At 62.7% G+C, this 20821-nt stretch carries 21 protein-coding genes; 12 read left to right on the forward strand and 9 right to left on the reverse strand.

The window, feature by feature from the left end; all coding sequences use genetic code 11:
* The first annotated feature begins 9 nt into the window (after positions 1–9).
* Both E4T66_RS02285 and E4T66_RS02290 read left to right on the forward strand, forming a co-directional pair.
* Positions 10–3330 carry a transglutaminase family protein gene (locus E4T66_RS02285; protein ID WP_136847273.1) on the forward strand — a complete coding sequence of 1107 codons (3321 nt, stop codon included), beginning with the start codon at positions 10–12 and terminating at the stop codon, positions 3328–3330.
* A gap of 208 nt (positions 3331–3538) precedes the next feature.
* A complete protein-coding gene (locus E4T66_RS02290) occupies positions 3539–4315 on the forward strand; it encodes a proteasome-type protease (RefSeq protein WP_136847274.1) in 777 nt (258 codons plus the stop codon).
* 53 nt (positions 4316–4368) lie between these two features.
* Here E4T66_RS02290 and E4T66_RS02295 read toward each other — a convergent pair whose 3' ends face one another.
* Together E4T66_RS02295 and E4T66_RS02300 are read right to left on the reverse strand one after the other, a co-directional pair.
* The gene (locus E4T66_RS02295; protein ID WP_136847275.1) at positions 4369–5304 is read right to left on the reverse strand and encodes an alpha-E domain-containing protein; all 936 of its coding nucleotides are present in this window, start codon (positions 5302–5304) and stop codon (positions 4369–4371) included.
* Positions 5304–6857, reverse strand: coding sequence for a circularly permuted type 2 ATP-grasp protein (locus E4T66_RS02300; RefSeq protein WP_136847276.1), 1554 nt, complete (start codon positions 6855–6857; stop codon positions 5304–5306). Before E4T66_RS02300 ends, E4T66_RS02295 begins: the two co-directional genes overlap by 1 nt.
* Positions 6858–7029: 172 nt before the next feature.
* Here E4T66_RS02300 and minC point away from each other — a divergent pair, with 172 nt between their 5' ends.
* From minC to minE, 3 genes are read left to right on the forward strand one after another with little or no spacing between them, the layout of a single operon-like run.
* Positions 7030–7752 carry a septum site-determining protein MinC gene (gene minC, locus E4T66_RS02305; RefSeq protein ID WP_136847277.1) on the forward strand — a complete coding sequence of 241 codons (723 nt, stop codon included), beginning with the start codon at positions 7030–7032 and terminating at the stop codon, positions 7750–7752.
* 47 nt (positions 7753–7799) lie between these two features.
* Entirely contained in the window at positions 7800–8609 is an 810-nt protein-coding gene (gene minD, locus E4T66_RS02310) for a septum site-determining protein MinD (protein WP_136847278.1), read from the forward strand.
* A gap of 10 nt (positions 8610–8619) precedes the next feature.
* Positions 8620–8880: a cell division topological specificity factor MinE gene (gene minE, locus E4T66_RS02315; protein WP_136847279.1), complete on the forward strand. Its 261-nt coding sequence runs from the start codon at positions 8620–8622 to the stop codon at positions 8878–8880.
* A gap of 49 nt (positions 8881–8929) precedes the next feature.
* On the opposite strand, the gene E4T66_RS02320 is transcribed toward minE, so the two are convergent.
* The 3 genes from E4T66_RS02320 to E4T66_RS02330 form a co-directional block, all read right to left on the reverse strand.
* Positions 8930–9421 carry a nucleoside deaminase gene (locus tag E4T66_RS02320; RefSeq protein WP_136847280.1) on the reverse strand — a complete coding sequence of 164 codons (492 nt, stop codon included), beginning with the start codon at positions 9419–9421 and terminating at the stop codon, positions 8930–8932.
* Positions 9402–11075 (reverse strand): AMP-binding protein, encoded by a 1674-nt coding sequence (locus E4T66_RS02325; RefSeq protein ID WP_136847281.1) that lies wholly within the window; start codon positions 11073–11075, stop codon positions 9402–9404. The genes E4T66_RS02320 and E4T66_RS02325 overlap by 20 nt, the downstream gene beginning before the upstream one ends.
* Before the next feature lie 108 nt (positions 11076–11183).
* A complete protein-coding gene (locus tag E4T66_RS02330; RefSeq protein ID WP_136847282.1) occupies positions 11184–12500 on the reverse strand; it encodes a YihY/virulence factor BrkB family protein in 1317 nt (438 codons plus the stop codon).
* A gap of 218 nt (positions 12501–12718) precedes the next feature.
* Between E4T66_RS02330 and E4T66_RS02335 the strand changes: the two genes are divergently transcribed.
* The gene (locus tag E4T66_RS02335) at positions 12719–13192 is read left to right on the forward strand and encodes a phasin family protein (RefSeq protein WP_136847283.1); all 474 of its coding nucleotides are present in this window, start codon (positions 12719–12721) and stop codon (positions 13190–13192) included.
* A gap of 103 nt (positions 13193–13295) precedes the next feature.
* Complete coding sequence (locus E4T66_RS02340) at positions 13296–13601, forward strand: hypothetical protein (protein ID WP_136847284.1); 306 nt, start codon at positions 13296–13298, stop codon at positions 13599–13601.
* An 18-nt stretch (positions 13602–13619) separates the two neighbouring features.
* Here the strand turns inward: E4T66_RS02340 and E4T66_RS02345 are convergent, their stop codons facing one another.
* From E4T66_RS02345 to E4T66_RS02360, 4 genes are all read right to left on the reverse strand, one after another.
* Complete coding sequence (locus E4T66_RS02345; RefSeq protein WP_136847285.1) at positions 13620–13967, reverse strand: hypothetical protein; 348 nt, start codon at positions 13965–13967, stop codon at positions 13620–13622.
* A gap of 11 nt (positions 13968–13978) precedes the next feature.
* A complete protein-coding gene (locus E4T66_RS02350) occupies positions 13979–14356 on the reverse strand; it encodes an MAPEG family protein (RefSeq protein ID WP_136847286.1) in 378 nt (125 codons plus the stop codon).
* 77 nt (positions 14357–14433) lie between these two features.
* Positions 14434–15027 (reverse strand): MarC family protein, encoded by a 594-nt coding sequence (locus E4T66_RS02355; protein ID WP_136847287.1) that lies wholly within the window; start codon positions 15025–15027, stop codon positions 14434–14436.
* Positions 15028–15037: 10 nt separating this feature from the next.
* A complete protein-coding gene (locus E4T66_RS02360) occupies positions 15038–15922 on the reverse strand; it encodes a phosphoribosylaminoimidazolesuccinocarboxamide synthase (protein WP_136847288.1) in 885 nt (294 codons plus the stop codon).
* A 144-nt stretch (positions 15923–16066) separates the two neighbouring features.
* On the opposite strand from E4T66_RS02360, the gene rpe reads away from it, so the two are divergent.
* The 5 genes from rpe (at position 16067) to trpC (ending at position 20803) form a co-directional block, all read left to right on the forward strand.
* Positions 16067–16744, forward strand: a complete 678-nt coding sequence (gene rpe / locus E4T66_RS02365; protein ID WP_136847289.1) for a ribulose-phosphate 3-epimerase — start codon at positions 16067–16069, stop codon at positions 16742–16744.
* A 155-nt stretch (positions 16745–16899) separates the two neighbouring features.
* On the forward strand, positions 16900–18375 hold the full coding sequence (gene trpE / locus E4T66_RS02370) for an anthranilate synthase component I (protein WP_136847290.1): 1476 nt from the start codon (positions 16900–16902) through the stop codon (positions 18373–18375).
* A 3-nt stretch (positions 18376–18378) separates the two neighbouring features.
* Positions 18379–18960 (forward strand): anthranilate synthase component II, encoded by a 582-nt coding sequence (locus tag E4T66_RS02375; RefSeq protein ID WP_136847291.1) that lies wholly within the window; start codon positions 18379–18381, stop codon positions 18958–18960.
* On the forward strand, positions 18960–20003 hold the full coding sequence (gene trpD, locus E4T66_RS02380; RefSeq protein WP_136847292.1) for an anthranilate phosphoribosyltransferase: 1044 nt from the start codon (positions 18960–18962) through the stop codon (positions 20001–20003). The genes E4T66_RS02375 and trpD overlap by 1 nt, the downstream gene beginning before the upstream one ends.
* Complete coding sequence (gene trpC, locus E4T66_RS02385; RefSeq protein WP_136847293.1) at positions 20003–20803, forward strand: indole-3-glycerol phosphate synthase TrpC; 801 nt, start codon at positions 20003–20005, stop codon at positions 20801–20803. The genes trpD and trpC overlap by 1 nt, the downstream gene beginning before the upstream one ends.
* Positions 20804–20821 lie beyond the last annotated feature (18 nt).

A 20821-nucleotide genomic window follows, 5' to 3' on the forward strand; every position in this document is an offset into this window, starting at 1 on the left:
TTGCTCCCCATGTCGATCCACGTCGCACTGCATCACCTCACCTCCTACCGGTACGACCGGCGCGTGTCGATGTCGCCGCAGTTGATCCGGCTGCGGCCGGCACCGCATACGCGCACGCGAGTGCTCAGTTACGCGTTGCATATTTCGCCGGACCCCCATTTCATCAACTGGCAGCAGGATCCGTTCGGCAACTGGCAGGCACGCGTGGTGTTTCCGGAAAAAGTCACCGAGTTCAACGTGACGGTGGATCTGGTTGCCGATTTGGCGGTGATCAACCCGTTCGACTTTTTCGTCGAGACGGATGCCACGCAGTTTCCGTTCAGTTATCCGGAAGGTTTGCGCGAGGATCTGGGGCCGTATCTGCGCGCGCAACCGATCGGGCCACAACTGGCGGCGTTCATGCAGACTGTGCCGAAAAGCGCCGAGAGCACGGTCGATTTTCTGGTGGAACTGAATCTGCGCCTGCAGCAGCAGATCAGTTATCTGATCCGCATGGAGCCGGGCGTGCAGACGCCCGAGGAAACGCTGACCAACGGCAGCGGCTCCTGTCGCGATACGGCCTGGCTGCTGGTGCAGGTGCTGCGCAATCTGGGCCTGGCGGCTCGCTTCGTGTCCGGCTACCTGATTCAGCTCAAGCCCGACGTCAAACCGCTCGAAGGCCCGGCCGGGGCCGAATCCGACTTCACTGATCTGCATGCCTGGACCGAGGTCTATGTGCCCGGGGCCGGCTGGATTGGTCTGGATCCGACCTCGGGAATGTTTGCGGGCGAGGGGCATATTCCGCTCAGTGCGACGCCGGATCCGACATCGGCTGCGCCGATCAGTGGAGCGGTCGAAGCCAGCGAGGTCACGTTCGGACATGAGATGTCGGTGCAACGCATCGTCGAATCCGCACGTGTGACCAAACCCTACGACGATGCGCAGTGGGACGCCATCGATGTGCTGGGGCTGCAGGTTGATGAGCGTCTGCAGGCTGACGATGTGCGCCTGACCATGGGTGGTGAGCCGACATTCATCTCCGCTGACGATATGCAGGGTGCGGAGTGGAACACCGCCGCGGTCGGTCCGGACAAATTGCAGCGCGCGCTGGAACTGCTGGTGCGGCTGCGTGACCACTATGCACCGAATGGTCTGCTGACCTACGGACAGGGCAAGTGGTACCCGGGAGAATCGCTGCCGCGCTGGGTCTACTCTCTGTACTGGCGCCGTGACCAGCAACCGCTGTGGCGCACGCCGCTAGTGATACCAGACCCGAAGAAGCCGGTGGGATTGCTGCATGCCGACAAATTCATGCGGGGGTTGGTGGCGCGGCTGGATGTGGATCCGCGCAATGTTTGCGAGGCTTACGAAGACACGCTGCATTACCTGGTGCGCGAGCGCAAGCTGCCGATCAATCTGGATCCGAGCGACAGTCGGCTGGCGGATGCGGAAGAGCGCGCGCGCCTGCTGCAGGTGTTCGAGCGTGGCCTTGGGACGCCGCGTGGATATGTACTGCCGATTCAGCGCTGGCAGTCACAGGCGCGCTGGATGAGCGAGCGCTGGTTGCTGCGCACTGGCCGTTTGTTCCTGCTGCCGGGCGATTCTCCGATCGGCCTGCGCTTGCCAATGGAATCGCTGCCGAGCGTGCCGCCCGACGCGGTACCGGTGTCCTATCCGAGCGATCCGTCCGCCCTGCCGTCGTACCTGCCGGCTCCGGACCCTCGGCGTCAGCCCTATTTGCAGGTCCGAAGCGGCAACAGCGAGCCCGTCCAGACCAAGCATCAGATTCCCGAGGCGGGACAGACCAGGCCGCGCGAGCGGGGTGCCTATCTGAACGGACCCAACGTGCGCACGGCACTCACGGTCGAGCCACGCGAAGGCTGGATCAATGTCTTCATGCCGCCGGTCGCGCGCACCGAGGATTTTCTCGATCTTGTTGCTGCGGTTGAGGATGTTGCTGCGGAAACCGGCTTGCCGGTGCGGATCGAGGGCTACTCTCCGCCGTCGGATCCGCGGCTGGAAGTGCTGAAGATCACGCCGGACCCCGGCGTCATTGAAGTCAATGTGCAGCCGTCGCGTTCGTGGAATGAATTGCGTGACAACACGCTGGCGGTCTACGAAATCGCTCGCCAAAGTCGCCTGACGACTGAGAAGTTTCTGGTCGACGGTCGTTCGGTGGGTACCGGTGGCGGCAACCATGTGGTGTTGGGTGGGGCGACCCCTGAAGATTCGCCGTTCCTGCGGCGTCCCGATGTGCTGGGCAGTCTGCTGCGCTATTGGCAGAACCACCCAAGTCTGTCCTATCTGTTTTCGGGTCTGTTCATCGGGCCCACCTCGCAGCATCCGCGTGTCGATGAGGCGCGCGACAGCCAGATTTACGAACTCGAACTGGCCTTGGCGCAGCTGCCGGCCATGGGCCAGTCGATGCCGCCATGGATCGTCGATCGTGTGTTGCGCAACCTGCTGACCGATCTCACCGGCAACACCCATCGTGCCGAGTTCTGTATCGACAAGCTGTATTCGCCGGACTCGCCGACTGGCCGCCTCGGCCTGGTCGAATTGCGCGGTTTTGAAATGCCGCCGCATGCGCGCATGAGTCTGGTGCAGCAGTTGCTGGTGCGCGCATTGATCGCATGGTTCTGGCGTGCGCCTTACACAAGGCCGTTGGTGCGCTGGGGGACGCAGCTACATGATCGCTGGATGCTGCCCAATGACAACTGGCTGGATCTGAATGAGGTTGTTGCCGATTTGCAGCAGGCCGGGTTCGCGTTTCGCCCAGAGTGGTTTGCGCCTCATTTCGAGTTCCGTTTCCCGTGTCATGGCGTGCTGCGCCACGAGGGTATGGAATTGGAGCTGCGCCACGCGCTGGAGCCGTGGATCGTTCTCGGCGAGGAAGCTGGCGGTGGTGGCACCACCCGCTATGTTGATTCCTCAGTCGAGCGTCTGCAGGTCAAGGTCAGTGGTCTGACGCCGGATCGCCATAAGGTGACCTGCAACGGTCGTTTGCTTCCCCTGCGGGCCACTGGAATTCAAGGCGAATACGTTGCAGGCATCCGCTTCCGCGCTTGGCAACCGCATTCGTGCCTGCATCCGACAATTGGTGTGCATTCGCCGCTGGTGCTGGATCTGTACGACACCTGGAACGGACGTGCGCTGGCCGGATGTACCTATCACGTCGCCCACCCCGCGGGTCGCAATTACGATACGTTCCCGGTCAATGCCTTCGAAGCCGAAGCGCGCCGGTTGACGCGGTTCGAACCGATCGGGCACACGCCGGGGCCGATGCCGGTGCAGCCTGAGCGCAGCAATCCGGACTTTCCATGCACCTTGGACTTGCGGCGACCACTGTGAAGCCGTGGCGTGACGTTGGTCGGCTGATTCAAAGGCCTGGTCTGCTGCCAGCTTGCGAATCAGCCCCCCGCGGCACAGCTTGTGCTTGGGCCACGGTGCGCGAATTGGTCGTGACGTTGCGGCCAAGCGACCCTACACTACGCGGCCGCGTATCCCGCCGGCCGCGCCGGTGGGGGTGTTTTAAGCCTTCCGTACGAGCAACCATCGCATGACTTACTGCGTCGCCATCAAGGTCAACGAAGGTCTGGTATTCGCCGCCGATACCCGCACCAGCGCGGGCGTCGATGATGTGCGCACCTATAACAAGCTGCACGTATTTGAATTTCCTGGCGAGCGCGTGTTTGTCGTGCTGTCGGCCGGCAACCTGGCGACGACGCAAACGGTGATTGCCCACCTGCGCCGTGATCTTGAAGATCCCAATGCCCTGACCAACCTGCGCAAGGTTCGGCATATGTTCGATGCGGCGGAATATCTCGGTTCGCTGTCGGTCAAGGCTCAGCGTGAAACCGTGGCGCAGATGCAGGTGGGCAGCACGCTCGATTTGCGTACCACGCTGATTCTGGGCGGCCAGATTCAGGGCGAAGAACCCTGTCTGTATCTGATCTATCCGGAAGGCAACTGCATCTCGACTTCGCCGGAAACGCCGTATCTGCAGATTGGCGAGAGCAAGTATGGCAAGCCGATTCTGGATCGTGTGATCCGGCCGCCGGTGTCGCTGGAAGATGCCGCGCGTTGCGCGTTGGTGTCGCTGGATTCGACGATGAAATCGAATATTTCGGTCGGTCCGCCGATCGATGTTGCGATTCTGCCTCGGGATGCCTTGCGCATCACCCATACTTTGCGGCTGGATCTGGATACGCCATTACTGGCGCAGCTGCGCGAAGCCTGGGGGCTGCAGCTGGTCAATGCCTTCCGCAATCTGCCGCGCTTCGAGTGGGAACTGCCGGAAGCGCAGCAAAGCCTGCTGGACGATCAATCCTACTGATTGCAGCTCCCGAGCTGCGCCGGCCGGGTTGCCCCGGCGCGGCGTGCTTGGGCTTAAGCCTTGAAGTAGCTGGCGCTGATCGCGTCGTTCAGCTTGGCCAGGCCGATCTGGATCTCGTCGATCCATTCGTGCAGGCCGGACTCGGCCAGTTTCTCCAGGTTGGCGTCGCTGACCAGCGCGCGCGTGCGCTGCAGTACGCGCTCCAGGGAGCGGTTCGGCGGCAGCGTCGGCAAGGTGCTGGCAATCATGTTCAGGCAGAACATCACCGAGCGCGGAAATTCGCGATCCTGTGACAGATAGCGCAAAACCGCGGCGCCGCGGACGCGTGCGCGCTCATGACGACGATACATCTGGTACGCCGCCAGAGAGTTGAGCACGCTCATCCACTGGATGTTCTGGAACGGCCGCAGCTGTTCATCGGCGGCTGTCGGTCGGATCAGGCCGGAGGTGCGCACATCAACGATGCGCGTTGTCATGTCGGCTTGCTCCAGATTGGTGCCGATGCGCATGAACTGAAAACCAACGTCGTGGCTCATCCCGGCAGTCAGCACCCCATAGATGAACAGCGACATATCTTCGACCTTGCCGAGCAGTTCCAGGCGCTTGCTGCGGCCCAGGAATTTGTCGCCGCGATCCTGGACCAGAAGATGCAAGTCATTGAGATGCTCCCAGATGTCCCGCGGCATCGCTTCGCGCACCGTGCGCAGGATCTCGCGCGCGGACCTCAGCGAGTTAGCAATCGAACTGGGGTTTTCGGCGTCGATGATCAGGAAGCGGACGACATTGGTCTCGCTGTAGTCGTCGCCATAGCTGGCTTCGAACTGAGCATCAACGCCCAGGATCTGCACCAGAACGGACCAGCTGAAATCCACATTTCGGGGCAGATCCAGCAGTAGGTCGGAATGCACCGCGATCAGGCGGGCGGTGTTTTCGGCGCGTTGAATGTAACGACCGAACCAGTAAAGGTCTTCGGCAACGCGGGACAGCATCAGGCGGCCCTCCGTTTGCGCGCGCTGCGCGGTGTCTTGGCGACGGCCGGTGCGGTCTGGCTTTGTGCCTGCGACTGGGTGTTGACGGTCAATACTTCCGGCTCGCCGTCGAGATCGACGATCCAGGTGTCCTTGGCGCCGCCGCCCTGTGAGCTGTTGACCACCAGCGAGCCTTTGGTCATCGCCACGCGGGTCAGGCCGCCCGTCGTGACGTAGACCGAGTCGCCGCGCGACAGGATGAAGGGGCGCAGGTCCAGATGCCGCGGCTCGATGGCGCCGTCGGCCAGAGTGGGCGCAGTTGAGAGCGAGAGTGTGGGCTGAGCCATGTAATTGCGCGGGTTGGCCTGGATCAGGTCGGCAAATTTTTCACGTTCCTTCTTGCTCGCACGCGGTCCAATCATCATGCCGTAGCCGCCCGACTCGTTGGCGGGTTTGACCACCAACTTGTCGAGATTGGCCAGCACATGATCGCGGTCCCGTTTGCGCATGCACAGATAACTCGGCACGTTGGGCAGGATCGCGTCTTCCCCCAGGTAATAACGGATCATCTCCGGGACGAAGGCGTAGACCACCTTGTCGTCGGCGACGCCGGCGCCAGGCGCATTGACCAAAGCGACCTTGTTCTTCAGCCAGGCGCGCATCAGTCCGGCAACGCCGAGGATGGAGTCCTTGTGGAAGACCTCGGGATCGAGGAACAGGTCGTCGATGCGGCGATAAATCACGTCGACCCGCTTAGGGCCATAGATCGTGCGCATATAGACGATATCGTCATCGCCGACGAATAGATCCGAACCCTGCACCAGCTCGATGCCCATCTGCTGTGCCAGCCAGGAGTGCTCGAAGTACGCTGAGTTGAAGATGCCGGGGGTCAGCAGCACGATGCTCGGGCGATTGCCAGGGCGCGGCGACATTGCGGCTAGCATGTCGTAAAGCTGAGCCGGGTAATCGTCGACCGGCAGGATCGTGCTGTTCTGAAACAGCTCGGGGAATACGCGCTTGGTTACCAGCCGGTTTTCCACCATGTAGCTGACGCCGGACGGTACGCGCAGATTGTCTTCAAGCACGTACAGGGTGCCGTCGCCATCGCGCACCAGATCGCTGCCGCAGATGTGGGCCCAAACACCGTTGCGGGGTTTCATGCCGATGCACTGCTTTCTGAAATTGGCCGATTCCTTCAGCAGGCTTCCCGGAAAAACCTTGTCGCGGACAATCTTCTGCGGGCCGTAAATATCCTGAATGAAATGATTCAGGGCCGTCGCGCGCTGCTGCAATCCACGCTCGGTACGTTCCCATTCCGCCCGGCCAATGGTGCGTGGAATGATGTCGAACGGCCACGAACGATCGACGTTGCGGCCTTCGGAGTAGACCGTAAACGTGACGCCCATGATCTTGATCGCCAGTTCGGCAGCGATGCGCCGCTCGGATAGTTCGGAAGCGGACATCTGTGCCAGATGTTCCACCAGCGTCCGTGCGGCCGGACGTGCAATTCCAGGGGCCTCGAACAGCTCGTCGAAATACCCTTTGCAGCGATACTGATGCCAGTCAATGGCCATGGTTGCGGGCCTTTTTTCCCGATCTCGGTGGTCTTGTAAAACAGCGCGAAGCAAAACACGCGCCATGCGCGACAAGCTGACAGCACGCTACCACCAAAGTGGCAGGGTTGAAGTGCGATTCACGAGCAATGGGTCAAAAGGATGTACAATCACACATCCACAAAACACCAACATGACGCCGAAAAAAGCGCTTGAATTCAAGGGTCGCATGCTGTCACTGACACGTGCGCGCATCCTTGACCCCGACGTCGCCGCGATCGGTGCACAGCTCCAGGATTTTGCGCGCCAGATGCCGCAGGCCGTGCGCGGCATGCCGGTGGTGCTGGAGTCCGAATACGCCTGCGAGCTGGGCGGCATTCTCGCCGCAATGCGCGAGGTCGGCATGCAGCCGATCGGTGTCGCCGACGGTCCGTTGGCCGAAGCGGCGAAAAGCTGGGGACTGGCCGTGGTGCCTGCAGAGTCCGGTGGACGCGGCAAGCGGGGTGCCGCAGCCGCTGCAGCCGCCGAAGCGACGGTTGTGGAGCCGGTGGCGGCAGTCGCCGTGCGCAAGCCGACGCGGATCATCACAGAGCCGGTGCGCTCCGGGCAGCAGATCTATGCCACCGATGGAGACCTGATCGTGTTGAGCATGGTCGGCGCTGGTGCCGAGGTGATCGCCGACGGATGTGTCCACGTCTACGGCCATCTGCGCGGCCGCGCGATCGCCGGCGCCCGGGGTGACACCACCGCGCGCGTGTTTTGCAGCAAGCTGGAAGCTGATCTGGTCGCCGTGGCCGGCGTCTATGCCGTGGCCGAGCAGATGCAGGGCGAATTGCGTGGCAAGGCCGCGCAGGTTCTTCTGGTCGATGGCAAACTGAGAATTGAGCGGCTGCCGGGCTCGGGCCCGCAGCAGTAACGCATTTTGTGCTCCTGAGTGGGGCGAGCCGTTGAGGGGACAGTACCTTGGCAAAGATTGTGGTAGTCACTTCAGGCAAGGGTGGGGTTGGCAAGACCACCACGAGTGCCTCGTTTGCAACCGGACTTGCGATGCGCGGACACAGGACCGCCGTCATCGATTTTGACGTCGGCTTGCGCAATCTCGATCTGATCATGGGGTGCGAGCGCCGCGTTGTGTTCGACTTCGTCAACGTTCTCAATGGCGAAGCGACCTTGCGTCAGGCCTTGATCAAGGACAAGCAGCTCGACAATCTGTACATCCTTGCCGCCAGTCAGACGCGTGACAAGGACGCGCTGACCGCTGAAGGTGTCGAGCGCGTGCTGGGCGAGTTGGGCAAGGAGTTCGATTACGTCGTCTGCGACTCTCCGGCCGGGATCGAGAAGGGTGCGCATCTGGCGATGTACTTTGCCGATGAAGCGTTGGTGGTGACCAACCCGGAAGTGTCCTCGGTGCGAGATTCCGATCGCGTGCTGGGGCTGCTGTCGAGCAAGACGCGCAAGGCCGAGGCGGGCGAGGGGCGGGTCAAGGAGCATCTGGTGCTGACGCGTTACAACCCGGTGCGCGTCGACAAGGGTGAGATGCTTTCGGTCGACGACGTCAAGGATATTCTGGCGATTCCGCTGCTCGGCGTGATTCCGGAGTCGCAGGCGGTGCTGACCTCGTCCAATGCTGGTGCGCCGGTGATTACCGCCAAGGAGACTGACGCGGCAGCAGCGTACGACGATCTGGTCTCGCGCTTCCTTGGCGAAGACCGGCCGCATCGGTTCCTGACCGCTGAAAAGAAGGGGCTCTTCGGTCGCCTCTTCGGGACCTGAGGAGGGCGCGATGGACTGGCTCAAATTATTCCGCGCGCCGCCCACCAAGCAGACCGCGTCGATTGCCAAGGACCGGCTCAAGGTCGTCGTGGCGCACCAGCGCGAAGGTCGCGCCAACGGTCCGGTGTATCTGCCGAAGTTGCGCGAAGAGCTGCTGCTGGTGGTGCGTAAGTACGTCCAGGTTCCGGACAGCGCCGTGAATGTTCAGGTCCAGCGCGAGGACGGTCTCGAAGTGCTGGAAATGAATATCACGCTGCCTGACGCGACCTGATTTTATGCGCGCTACCTGATCGCTGCGCGTTTGCCGCAGCGATCCGCGTTCAGTAAGGCTGATGCAGCGGGCTGTCGATCCAGGCGCTTAGCGCTGCGCGTGCTTCGGGCAGGTCGATCTGCTCGATCGCCATCGTCGCGCGCTTGCGTTGTTCGAACAGCGCGTACAGCTCGGCGTCGATGAAACCCGCGGCAGCCGCATCGTCGCGCGTCGCGGCAAAGTACACGCGTGGGATGTGCGCCCAATAGGCGGCTGACAGGCACATCGGGCAGGGCTCGCAGGAGCTGTACAGAATCGCCTGCGGTAGCTGGTGCCGTCCCAGCCGGGTGCAGGCCTGGCGCAGAGCCATGACTTCGGCATGCGCCGTCGGGTCATGCGTCTGCAGAACCTGATTGCGGCCTTCGCCGATGACCTGTCCATCCATCACGATCACGGCGCCGAACGGGCCGCCGTCGCCGCTGACCAGATTGCTGCGGCCCAGTTCGATCGCGCGGGTCAGCCAGGCGCGATGCGCATCCGCATCAGGCCTTGGCGGTGGCATCGTCGCGCAGTTCCTTGCGCAGGATCTTGCCGACATTGCTCTTCGGCAGCTGATCGATGAAGACGATGTGGCGCGGCACCTTGTAGCCGGTGAGATTCTCGCGGCAATACGCCATCAGTGCTTCGGTGGTCAGCTGCGGGTCCTTCTTGACGACGAATACCTTGGCGGCTTCGCCTGACTTTTCGTCAGGGATGCCGACGCAGGCGCATTCGAGCACGCCGGGGTGCATCGCGACGACCGCCTCGATCTCGTTGGGGAAGACATTGAATCCCGAGACCAGGATCATGTCCTTCTTGCGGTCGACAATGGTGAAGTAGCCTTTGGCGTCCATGACGGCGATATCGCCGGTCTTGAGCCAGCCGTCAACACTGAAGGTGCTGCCATCGTTGGGTTTCTGCCAATAGCCCTGCATCACTTGCGGGCCCTTGACGCAGAGTTCGCCGGGCGTGCCGAGCGGCACTTCCTGATTGTTGTCGTCGCGCAGGCTGACCAGAGTCGACGGCACGGGAACGCCGATGCTGCCATTCCATTCCGGCTTGTCCAGCGGCGTGAAGCTGACCACCGGGGAGCATTCGGTCAGGCCATAGCCTTCACTGAGTGCGACGCCGGTGACCTGCTGCCACTTTTCTGCGACGGCGCGCTGAACCGCGGTGCCGCCGCCGATCGACAGCTGCATCGTTGAAAAATCGATGGTGTCGAATCCAGGCGTATGCAGCAGGCCGTTGAACAGGGTATTCACGCCCGTGATCGCGGTGAACGGATGGCGCTTGAGTTCGGCGACGAAGCCCGGCATGTCGCGCGGGTTGGTGATCAGTACGTTCTTGGCGCCGAGCTTTACGAACAGCAGGCAATTCACCACCAGCGCAAAGATGTGATACAGCGGCAGTGCGGTGATGACGATCGCGTTGTCGCGCTGCATGAACGGATTCATCCAGGCGTAGATCTGCTCGAGATTCGCAACCACGTTGCCGTGCGAAAGCATTGCGCCCTTGGACAGTCCGGTGGTGCCGCCGGTGTACTGCAGAAATGCGAGATCCCGGTGGCTCAACTCGATCCGCATATAAGGCTGTGCCTTGCCGCGTGCCAGTGCCGTGCGCAGCGGGACCGCGCCCGGGATGTCCCACTTCGGGACCAGCTTCTTGACGTACTTGGCTGCTGCATTGATCAGCAGACTCTTGGGAAAGGACGCCAGATCGGCGACCTGCGTCGTGATGACCTTTTCGATCGGAGTCTTGCGGATGACCTGCTGCAGCGTGTGACAGAAATTCTCGACGATCACGATCGCGCGCGCGCCGCTGTCCTTCAGCTGATGCTCGAGCTCACGGGGCGTATATAGCGGATTGACGTTGACGACAGTCATGCCAGCGCGCAGCACGCCGAACAGCGCGACCGGGTACTGCAGCAGATTCGGCATCATCAGCGCGACGCGGTCGCCCTTGTGAAAGCCGAGCACGTTTTGAAGGTAGGACGCGAAATCCTGACTCAGGCGATCCAGGTCGTCATAACTCAGGGTTACTCCCATACACTCATAGGCGATCTGCCCGCGATGCTCGGCACAGGTGCGCTCGAGCACTTCGGCGACCGATGCATAGGCGCCGGGATTGATGTCATGCGGGACCGCGGCCGGGTATTCGGCCAGCCAGACTCGTTCCATTCGGACTCTCCTCCGATTGCAAAGATCGCGTCCGGCTGTTGGCCCGGATTCGCGATTGGACTTGGGAATGCGGCAATTATAGGCGTGCCACGCCTTGTGTCGGGCAGATCAGGGTTTGGAATTCGCCTGCGTAAGCCAGCGGCGGAGGCTCATCGAGCCGGTTTGTGCCTCGAATGCCAGTTCGCTCTGGTCCAGCAGTTCGCTGACCTGGCTTGCGGCCGGCAGGCGGAGGCCCGGACGTCCGCCCAGACCGGCCCGAACCAGACGCCACAGCCGTGATAGTTCAATTGAGTCGAGATCGATGCCCGGAATCAGCTGGGTGCGATCGTGGCCGGCTTCGGCGAGCAGACCGTGATAAACCAGAACGTCGACCACGCGCGCAACGTGTTCGGGTTCCGCGTCCAGTTTCAAGCTGAGCTGTTCCTGGGTCAGGCCGGACTCGCCGCGAATGAAGCGGGTGCCAACCAGGCTCATGATCGTCAGCGCAAGGAATTCGGTCTCCCTGGGTGACAGCAAAGCGGGAGTGCGTTGCGGTTTCAGGTGTTCGGGGTGCTGTACATAAAAGGCCAGCTGGCAACCGATCAGCAGGATCAGCCAGCCGACGTGCAGCCAGATGAGCAGGAAAATCAGGATCGCGAAGCCCGAATAGATCGCGTTGTAGTTGGTTGCCGAACTGACGAAGGAGGCAAACGCCGCGCTTCCACTCTGCCACAGCAGGCCCGCGACCAGGCCGCCGGCCGCGGCGGCAGACCAACGCACGCGGGTATTCGGCATGAAGCCGTACAGAAAGGTGAATGCGCCAACAATCAGCACATAGGGCAGCAGTCGGGTTCCCATATAGATCAGCAGACCCAGGGGCTCGACCGCGGCGATGCGGGACATGATTTCGCTGTTCAACACGCTGGCGGTTGCGCCCAACGCCAGAAAGATCGCAACCGGGCCTACGGTCAGCACCGCAAAGTACTCGCCGAGGCGTTGCGATAGTGGGCGTGGACGCTCGATACGCCAGATGTAGTTGAAGGCCGCCTCGACCTTCTGGATCAGGGAGATGGCTGCCCACATCAGCAACGCGACACCGACCGAGCCGAGCAGGCCGACGCGGATGTTTTCCACAAATCCGATGATATTGGCGGTCAGCGTTTCGGCCTGGGGGCCGAGTGGTCGCAGGAACTCCAGAAGCACTGGTTCGAGCGAATTGTGCGCGCCAAGTGCCTTGAGTACCGAGAACGACAGTGCCAGTAGCGGCACGATCGACAGCAGGGTGGTGTAGACCAGGCTCATCGCGCGCATGCTGAGCTGGCCTTCGAGCAGGTCGCGCAACAGCACAAACAGATAGCGCGCGACGGCAATCAGACGCTGCGGATAGCGGGTGATTGCCGCGCTGTCCCAGAGGTGTTCACGAATTCGCTGTAGCAAGTCGCCCATGGGCGCGAGCATACACAAACCGGTACAGATCGCTCGCCAGGGTGGCCTGAATGTGCACGCCGAATCGGACGTTGCGATGCGCTGCGACCGTTTGTCGCCTGACCTGAGAACCGCGTTGACAGCTTCCAGACGCACGAATATGATGCGATGCAGCAAATGTTGCAACGCAACATTCGGGGTTGAACGGGTTACATATCAGGTAGTTAACGGAGAGAATCATGGATGTTCAGAGCATTGTCGGCGACGTGAAGTCGCGTACGGATCTGGTGGTCATGCGCGGCCAGGAAGTTCTGGAAACCGGCTTTGAGACGCTGAAGGCGGTTAACGCCATCGTTGTTGACGGCGTGCAGACCCTGGTCCAGACCCAGGTTGCGGCCGGCAAGGAACTGATCGATCTGGCCCAGGCCAGCTTCACCAAGGCCAAGACGGATGGTTTCAAGGCTGTTGCCGCCAACCCGATCGCGTATCTGCCGGAAGGCAAGACCACGGTCGTGGGCGCCTACACCGAGTCGCTGAGCGCAGTGACCAAGACCGGTGACCAGCTCGCCAAGACTGTCAAGGGCGGCTACAGCAGCATCAGCTCGGTCATCGTCGGCAAGCCGACGGTGAAGGCCAAGGCCACCAAGGCCACCAAGGCTGCGAAGAAGACCGTGCGTAAGGCTGCAAAGAAAGTTGCCAAGGCCGCGGCCTAAGCCACGACTGTTGGGGGAGTTGTGAACTCCCGCCGTCACTCGCGATGACGGCTACGGGGCTGGGGGAGGATTCCTTCAGCCCCTTTTTGTTGATGATTGGACTATGAAGACTCGATTCCGCCCGGCGGCGCAGATCCGCCAGATACATCTCGACCGCGTGTTCGGTGGTGTCACCACACTGGCTTTGCATGAAGCGGATGCGGCACGCGGCCATGTCAACGAGCTGGGCGAACGCCTGCGCGTTGCCCGGCGTGCGCGCGGCGTCGGTGAACTGCTGCGCGATCAGCTGGATCTGTTTCCGGAATCGCGCAACCGCTTGCTGCGCGATCACGACGTGCGCCGACGTTTGTGGCGCGGGCTGATTCGCGATCTGTCGCAGCCGGCACAGCTTCCCGATCAGGCGGCCTGAGCGCCTTTCGCAGGCAGCTTACTCAGCAGTTTTCTTCGCACGTCGCCGGCTCGTTTTTGCGGTCTTGCGTGCCCGCGCCTTGCCCGGCGCGGCCTTGGGCGCTGATGTTGCAGCCATTGCTGCTGCGGCGACTTCGTCAACCGCCTCGACAATGCGTAGCTTGCCCACCAGTTTCTGCCAGGTCGGGTTACTGCGCAGGGTTTCGACGTTGTGCTTGACGAAATCTCCGGCGTCGAACTCGCCAGCGGCGCCAATCTTGTCGCGCAGGAATGCAACGACGTCGTCCTGCAGGCCGGCCACATCCGGCAGGCCGAGGAAACGGCGCAATTCATCCGGGCGGACGTCGATCTCGATCTTGATCTGCATGTCGGGTGTCCTCAGGCAGTGGCAGCAACGATGAACAGGCCAACGCTGCAGCCCAGCGCCCCCATCCACATTAACGAGCGCAGTGTCGCCTGGTCTGCGACGTAGCATACGCCGTAGGCCAGACGCAGCAGTACGAATGCAATGGCGAGGCCGTCGGCTGCGCGCTGCGGGCCCGCCACGATGTGCGCGGTCAGCACGGCGGCGGCAAAGACCGGAAACGCCTCGATCATGTTCAGCTGGCTCCAGTGCGCGCGTTTGCGCCAGCCGTCGAGCTGATCCATGTAATCACGCGGCCGCGCATTGTCGAAGCGACGACTCCATTTGGCTGCCAGCGTGAACGGCAGATGTAGCAGTGCGGCTACCAGGACGCACCACAGTGCAACGGTCATGCGAACCCCCGTATTTTTAGCGGTATGCCGCAGCATAGCAGCGCGGCGAGTCGCGTCTCGTCCGAGGTGACTTGCGATCAGCGGTGCAGCTGCCACCACTGCGAAACGCCGGTCATCAGCATCTCGACAGCAATCGTGACCAGGATCAGTCCCATCAGGCGTTCGATCGCAGTCAGCCCACGCTGGCCGAGGCGCCGGCTCAGGCTGGTGGCCGACAGCATGATCGGCAGGCACAGGATCCAGGCGGTCAGCACCGCGCCGGTCCACTCCATCCAGCGCTCCGGCTCGCGGCTCATCAGCAGCAGCACCGTGGCCATCGATGACGGACCGGCAACGTAGGGGATCGCCAGCGGCACGATGAAAGGTTCGCTGGGAACGTCTTCCTCCAGTGAATGCTCGCGTGACGGGAACACCATGCGCAGCGCGATGATCATCAGGATTATGCCGCCGGCGGCGGACAGCGCGGGTTCTGACAAGCCCAGCAGGCGCAGCAGGCTGCCGCCGAGGAACAGGAAAAGCATCAGGACCAGCAGGGCGATCAGCATTTCGCGCAGTACCACACGGCGCTGACGCTCCGGTGGCACTTGCTTCAACGCTGACAGGAACAGCGGCAGGTTGCCCAGCGGATCCATCACCAGGAACAGCAGCACCACCGCAGAGAAGAAGGTCACAACTCCGAACTCAGGCGCCGGTCAGCAGCCGCTGGGCCTCGCGATACTTCGCAGCGCTCTTGTCGATGATCTCCTGCGGCAGCGTCGGGCCGGGCGCTTTCTTGTCCCAGTCCAGCGTTTCCAGGTAGTCGCGGATGAACTGCTTGTCGAAGCTGGGTGGGCTGATGCCAGGCTGGTAGGTCTCGGCCGGCCAGAAGCGCGAAGAATCCGGGGTCAGTGCCTCGTCGATCAGGTGCAGGGTGCCCTTTTCGTCGACGCCGAACTCGAACTTGGTGTCGGCAATGATGATGCCGCGGGCCAGGGCGAATTCGGCGGCTTCGCGATACAGGCGCAGTGTTGTGTCACGAACCTGCGCGGCCAGATCGGCGCCGATGCGGCGTTCGACTTCGGCGAAGTCGATGTTCTCGTCGTGCTGGCCGACCGGGGCCTTGTCGGCCGGCGTGAAGATCGGCGCCGGCAGCCGGTCGGCAAGGCGCAGGCCGGAGGGTAGTGCGATGCCGCAGACCGCGCCGGTCTTCTGGTAGTCCTTCCAGCCGCTGCCGATCAGGTAGCCGCGCGCGACCGCTTCGATCGGGAGCGCCTTGAGCTTGCGTACGACGTTGCTGCGGCCCGCGACCTGCTGCATCTCCGCCGGCGTCAGGTACTGCGCCAGATCGACTTCGGGTGCGAGGTGATTCGGCAGAATCCGGCTGAATCGCTCCATCCAGAAGTTGCTGACCGCGGTCAGGACCGCGCCCTTGCCGGGAATCGGCTGTGGCAGGATCACATCGAAGGCGGACAGGCGATCGCTGGTGACAATCAACATGTGGCGGTCGCCGAGCGCATAGATGTCGCGCACCTTGCCTTTGTGCAACAAGGGAACGCTGGTCAAGGTCGATTCAAAAAGGGCTTGCATGCACGGCTCCAGCGGCAGGACGCGCCGCGAAAGGCGGCATTGTGGACAAGCGGCCGGGGGTGGTAAAGGCCGGGGGTCGTATCGCAGCGAATCTGGAATAATGCACGCCGCCGCATCCTGGCTCGACCTGTGAAGACCCGACCGATGGCCAAGCTCACGCCCCTGATTGCCCCCAGCATCCTTTCGGCGGATCTCGCCCGTCTGGGCGACGACGTCGCACGCGTGCTCGACGCGGGCGCCGATATCGTGCATTTCGACGTCATGGACAACCATTACGTGCCGAACCTGACCTTCGGGCCGGCGATCTGCAGCGCGCTGCGCAAGTACGGCATCCAGGCGCCGATCGACGTGCATTTGATGGTCGAGCCGGTTGATGCACTGGCGGCCGAGTTCGCCGCCGCCGGCGCCAGCTACATTACCTTCCACCCGGAGGCGACGCGACACATCGACCGCAGCCTGCAGGCGATCAGGGACGCCGGCTGCAAGACCGGACTGGTGTTCAATCCGGCGACGCCGCTGGATTGCCTGAAATATGTGATGGACAAGATCGACATGGTGCTGCTGATGTCGGTCAACCCGGGCTTCGGCGGGCAGAGCTTCCTGCCGTCCGCGCTGGCAAAGCTGCGCGAGGCGCGCGCCCTGATCGATGCCAGCGGCCGTGAGATCCGGCTCGAAATCGACGGTGGCGTCAAGGTCGACAACATCGGGGAAATTGCCGCAGCCGGAGCCGATACCTTCGTTGCCGGTTCGGCAATCTTTGGCAAATCCGATTACGCGGCTACAATTGCAGCCATGCGCGAACAGATTGCCAAGGCGGATTGAAGGTCATGCAGGTCATGATCGAACCGTCCGCGTGCCCCAGCATCAGCCATATGGGGCGCGAAAACTGGCGATGGTGAACCGGAACGCTGTCTAGCGTTTCCGCTGTATTTCGTTCACCTTTGCGCGCGCTGCGCGCCACAGATATCGCCACAATCATGACCGCTGCCTACAACCGCATTGCGCTGACGCGCGAACTGCCCGGCGACCTCGATACGCCGGTCGGAGCCTACCTCAAGCTGTCCCGCGCCTCGGCGCCGGGCGCCGCCCCGAGACCGTTTTCGTTCCTGCTCGAATCGATGCAGGGCGGTGAACGCTGGGGGCGGTATTCCTTCATTGGCCTGCCGTCGCGCGAGGTGTTGCGTGTCGTTGGCCACAACGTCGAACTCAGCCACGACGGTGAGATCGTCGAGCGCGCCGAAACGGCCGATCCGATCGGATGGATTCGCGACTATGCCGCTCGCTATCGGGTGCGTCCGGAGCCTGGCCTGCCGCGTTTCTCTGGCGGTCTGGTCGGCTATTTCGGCTACGACTGCGTGCGCTATTTCGAGCCCAAGCTGGCCGGAACGCGCAAACCGGATGCACTTGGAACGCCGGATGTGTTGTTGATGCTGGCCGACGAGCTGGTGGTGTTCGATACCCTGCGCGCGACCCTGACCCTGGTAGTGCACGCGGACCCGGCGGATGACGCCGATCTGCGCCGCGCGCAGTCGCGTCTGGACCAGATCGAGTCCCTGCTGGCCGCGCCGTTGGTGGCCTCGCGCGCGCCGCTGGCGTCGGTCGATGCGGAGCTGCCATTCGTGTCGGGGCTGGGTGAAGCCGGCTACAAGGCGGCGGTCGAGCGCATCAAGGCGTACACGGCGGCGGGCGATGTCATGCAGGTGGTGCCGTCGCAGCGCCTGACCGCGCCGTTCTCGGCCGATCCGGTGCAGCTGTACCGCGCCATTCGCCGACTCAATCCATCGCCGTATCTGTATTACATGGATCTCGGTGACCACCACGTCGTCGGCTCGTCGCCGGAGATCCTGGTGAACATGCAGGACAGTGAGATCAACGTGCGGCCCATCGCTGGCACGCGTCGGCGCGGAGCAACGCCGGAAGAAGATCAGGCGCTGGAGCGCGAACTGCTCGCGGATCCCAAGGAGATTGCCGAGCATCTGATGCTGATCGACCTCGGTCGCAATGATGTCGGCCGCGTCTCCGAAATCGGCAGCGTGCGCCTGACCGAAAAGATGACGGTCGAGCGCTACAGCCACGTCATGCACATCGTTTCCAACGTCACCGGTGCGCTGAAGCCGGGCCTCGATGCCCTGGATGCGCTGGCGGCGACGTTTCCCGCCGGCACGCTGTCAGGTGCGCCGAAGGTGCGGGCAATGGAGATCATCGACGAGCTTGAGCCGGTCAAACGCGGCATCTACGGCGGCGCGGTTGGTTACCTGGGCTGGGACGGCAACATGGACATGGCCATTGCGATCCGCACGGCCGTGATCAAGGACGGAAAAATCCATGTGCAGGCCGGCGGCGGCATCGTCGCCGACTCCGATCCGCAGGCCGAGTGGGAAGAAACGATGAACAAAGCCAAGGCAATGCTTCGTGCGGCTGCGCAGGCGCAAGCCAGCGTGACGGAGGGCTAGGCCATGCTGTTGATGATCGACAATTACGACAGCTTCACCTACAACCTGGTGCAGTATTTCGGCGAGCTGGGCGCGGACGTGCGCGTGTTCCGCAATGACCAGATCAGCGTCGATGAAGTTGCGGCATTGAAGCCGCGCCATATTGTGCTGTCGCCGGGGCCGTGCACACCCAACGAGGCCGGCATCTGCCTGGAACTGATCGATCGCCTGCAGGGACAGTTTCCGATTTTTGGCGTCTGTCTCGGCCATCAGTCGATCGGGCAGGCGTTCGGAGGCACCGTCAAGCGCGCGCGTGAAGTCATGCACGGCAAGGTCAGTCAGGTACACCATCGTGGTGGTGGCGTGTTCCGCGGGCTGCCGTCGCCGTATACCGCGACGCGCTATCACTCGCTGATCGTGGCCAAGGAAGACTTGCCGGACTGCTTTGAAATCACGGCATGGACTGCCGATGCCGCCGGTGGTGTCGACGAGATCATGGGCATGCGTCACAAGACGCTGCCGATCGAGGGCGTGCAGTTTCATCCGGAGTCGATCCTGACCGAGCATGGCCACGCGCTGCTGAAGAATTTTCTGGAGAGCTACTGATGCCGATCACGCCACAGGAAGCGCTGCAGCGCACGATTGATCATCGCGAGATTTTTCATGACGAGATGATCGAGCTGATGCGGCAGATCATGCGCGGCGAAGTGTCGCCGGTGATGATGGCGGCCATCCTGACAGGTCTGCGCGTCAAGAAGGAAACCATCGGCGAGATCACCGGCGCAGCGCGGGTGATGCGCGAGTTTGCACGCAAGGTCACGCTGGCCGATGCCACGCGCGAGCATCTGGTTGACATCGTCGGCACTGGCGGCGACGGCACGCACAGCTTCAACATCTCGACCGCATCGATGTTCGTTGCCGCCGCCGCTGGCGCGCGCGTGGCCAAGCACGGCAACCGCAGCGTTTCGAGCAAGTCCGGCAGTGCCGATGTGCTGGAGGCCTTTGGCGCGCAGATCGATCTGCAGCCCGAACAGGTGGCCGCGTGCATTGAGGCCTGCGGCATCGGGTTCATGTTTGCGCCGAACCACCATCCGGCAATGAAGGCAGTCGCGCCGGTGCGTCGCGAGATGGGTGTGCGCACGATCTTCAACATTCTTGGTCCGCTGACCAATCCGGCCGATGCGCCGAACATTCTGATGGGGGTGTTCCATCTGGACCTGGTCGGCATCCAGATCCGCGTGCTGGAGCGTCTCGGCAGTCAGCGTGCGATGGTGGTCTGGGGCAAGGACGGCATGGACGAGATCACGCTGGGTGGCGCGACCATGGTTGGTGAACTGCGCGACGGCCGGATCCTCGAATACGAGATCCATCCGGAGGATTTCGGTCTGTCGATGGCGGGTAGCCAGAACCTGCGCGTTGCCGATGCGACGGAGTCGCGTCAGCGCGTGCTCGAGGCGCTGGACAACGTCAATGGCGTGGCGCGGGACATCGTGGCGCTCAATGCCGGCGCTGCCCTGTACGTCGCCGGCCTCGCGCCCATGATCGGTGAAGGTATCGAGCAGGCCCGTGCCGCTCTGGCCAGCGGTGCTGCGCGGCGCAAACTCGATGAGTACGTCGCCGCCACCCGCAGCATGCAGGGAGTGGCGTGATGGCTGCCGATGTGCTTGAGAAGATTCTGCTGCGCAAGCGCGAGGAGATCGCACTGCTGAACCGGCGTTATTGCCGCAGCACGCTGGAGGAACTGGCGCGCGCGGCTGATCCGGTGCGGGGCTTCGTCGCGTCGATCAATGACAAGGTCGCGTCCGGTCGCGCCGGTGTCATCGCCGAGATCAAGCGCGCCTCGCCGAGCAAGGGGCTGATCCGTGCGGACTTCGATCCGGCGTGGATCGCGCGTGAATACGCGGCCGCAGGTGCCGCCTGCCTGTCGGTGCTGACCGATGAATCTTTTTTCCAGGGGCACAACGCTTTCCTGGTGCAGGCGCGTCTGGCCTGCGGTCTGCCGGCGATCCGCAAGGACTTCCTGATCGACGAAGCGCAGGTGGTCGAGGCGCGTGCGATCGGCGCCGACTGTGTGCTGTTGATTGCCGCGGCGCTGAGCACCGAGCAGCTGAAGACGCTCTATGCCTGCGCGCGCGCGTGGCAGCTGGATGTCCTGGTCGAAGTTCACGACGCTGAGGAGCTGGACCAGGTGTTGTCCGCCGATCTCGGTGATGGCTGGCTGCTGGGCATCAACAACCGCAACCTGCGCACGTTCGAGACGCGGCTGGAAACCACGCTGGATCTGCTGGCGCGGATTCCAGAAGGTCTTGAGGTCGTGACGGAAAGCGGCATCGGCACGGCAGACGACATCGCGCGAATGCGCAGCGCCGGGGTGCACCGTTTCCTGATCGGCGAATCCTTGATGCGGCAGGACAGTCCGGGCGCAGCGCTGCGGACCCTGCTGCAGTAGATTGTCGACGGCGGCGGC

This window comes from Sinimarinibacterium arenosum (genome assembly GCF_005047655.1).
In the GTDB taxonomy this organism is placed as follows: Bacteria; Pseudomonadota; Gammaproteobacteria; order Nevskiales; family Nevskiaceae; genus Solimonas.

What these genes read in the sequence shown, in the direction of transcription:
- trpE (WP_136847290.1), top strand. Translation starts at nt 16,900, where the DNA reads ATGACCGCTGCCTACAACCGCATTGCGCTGACGCGCGAACTGCCCGGC.
- E4T66_RS02375 (WP_136847291.1), top strand. Translation starts at nt 18,379, where the DNA reads ATGCTGTTGATGATCGACAATTACGACAGCTTCACCTACAACCTGGTG.
- E4T66_RS02290 (WP_136847274.1), top strand. Translation starts at nt 3,539, where the DNA reads ATGACTTACTGCGTCGCCATCAAGGTCAACGAAGGTCTGGTATTCGCC.
- E4T66_RS02335 (WP_136847283.1), top strand. Translation starts at nt 12,719, where the DNA reads ATGGATGTTCAGAGCATTGTCGGCGACGTGAAGTCGCGTACGGATCTG.
- E4T66_RS02295 (WP_136847275.1), bottom strand. Translation starts at nt 5,304, where the DNA reads ATGCTGTCCCGCGTTGCCGAAGACCTTTACTGGTTCGGTCGTTACATT.
- rpe (WP_136847289.1), top strand. Translation starts at nt 16,067, where the DNA reads ATGGCCAAGCTCACGCCCCTGATTGCCCCCAGCATCCTTTCGGCGGAT.
- E4T66_RS02360 (WP_136847288.1), bottom strand. Translation starts at nt 15,922, where the DNA reads ATGCAAGCCCTTTTTGAATCGACCTTGACCAGCGTTCCCTTGTTGCAC.
- trpC (WP_136847293.1), top strand. Translation starts at nt 20,003, where the DNA reads ATGGCTGCCGATGTGCTTGAGAAGATTCTGCTGCGCAAGCGCGAGGAG.
- trpD (WP_136847292.1), top strand. Translation starts at nt 18,960, where the DNA reads ATGCCGATCACGCCACAGGAAGCGCTGCAGCGCACGATTGATCATCGC.
- E4T66_RS02330 (WP_136847282.1), bottom strand. Translation starts at nt 12,500, where the DNA reads ATGGGCGACTTGCTACAGCGAATTCGTGAACACCTCTGGGACAGCGCG.
- E4T66_RS02300 (WP_136847276.1), bottom strand. Translation starts at nt 6,857, where the DNA reads ATGGCCATTGACTGGCATCAGTATCGCTGCAAAGGGTATTTCGACGAG.
- minE (WP_136847279.1), top strand. Translation starts at nt 8,620, where the DNA reads ATGGACTGGCTCAAATTATTCCGCGCGCCGCCCACCAAGCAGACCGCG.
- E4T66_RS02350 (WP_136847286.1), bottom strand. Translation starts at nt 14,356, where the DNA reads ATGACCGTTGCACTGTGGTGCGTCCTGGTAGCCGCACTGCTACATCTG.
- minC (WP_136847277.1), top strand. Translation starts at nt 7,030, where the DNA reads ATGACGCCGAAAAAAGCGCTTGAATTCAAGGGTCGCATGCTGTCACTG.
- E4T66_RS02320 (WP_136847280.1), bottom strand. Translation starts at nt 9,421, where the DNA reads ATGCCACCGCCAAGGCCTGATGCGGATGCGCATCGCGCCTGGCTGACC.
- E4T66_RS02340 (WP_136847284.1), top strand. Translation starts at nt 13,296, where the DNA reads ATGAAGACTCGATTCCGCCCGGCGGCGCAGATCCGCCAGATACATCTC.
- E4T66_RS02285 (WP_136847273.1), top strand. Translation starts at nt 10, where the DNA reads ATGTCGATCCACGTCGCACTGCATCACCTCACCTCCTACCGGTACGAC.
- E4T66_RS02325 (WP_136847281.1), bottom strand. Translation starts at nt 11,075, where the DNA reads ATGGAACGAGTCTGGCTGGCCGAATACCCGGCCGCGGTCCCGCATGAC.
- E4T66_RS02345 (WP_136847285.1), bottom strand. Translation starts at nt 13,967, where the DNA reads ATGCAGATCAAGATCGAGATCGACGTCCGCCCGGATGAATTGCGCCGT.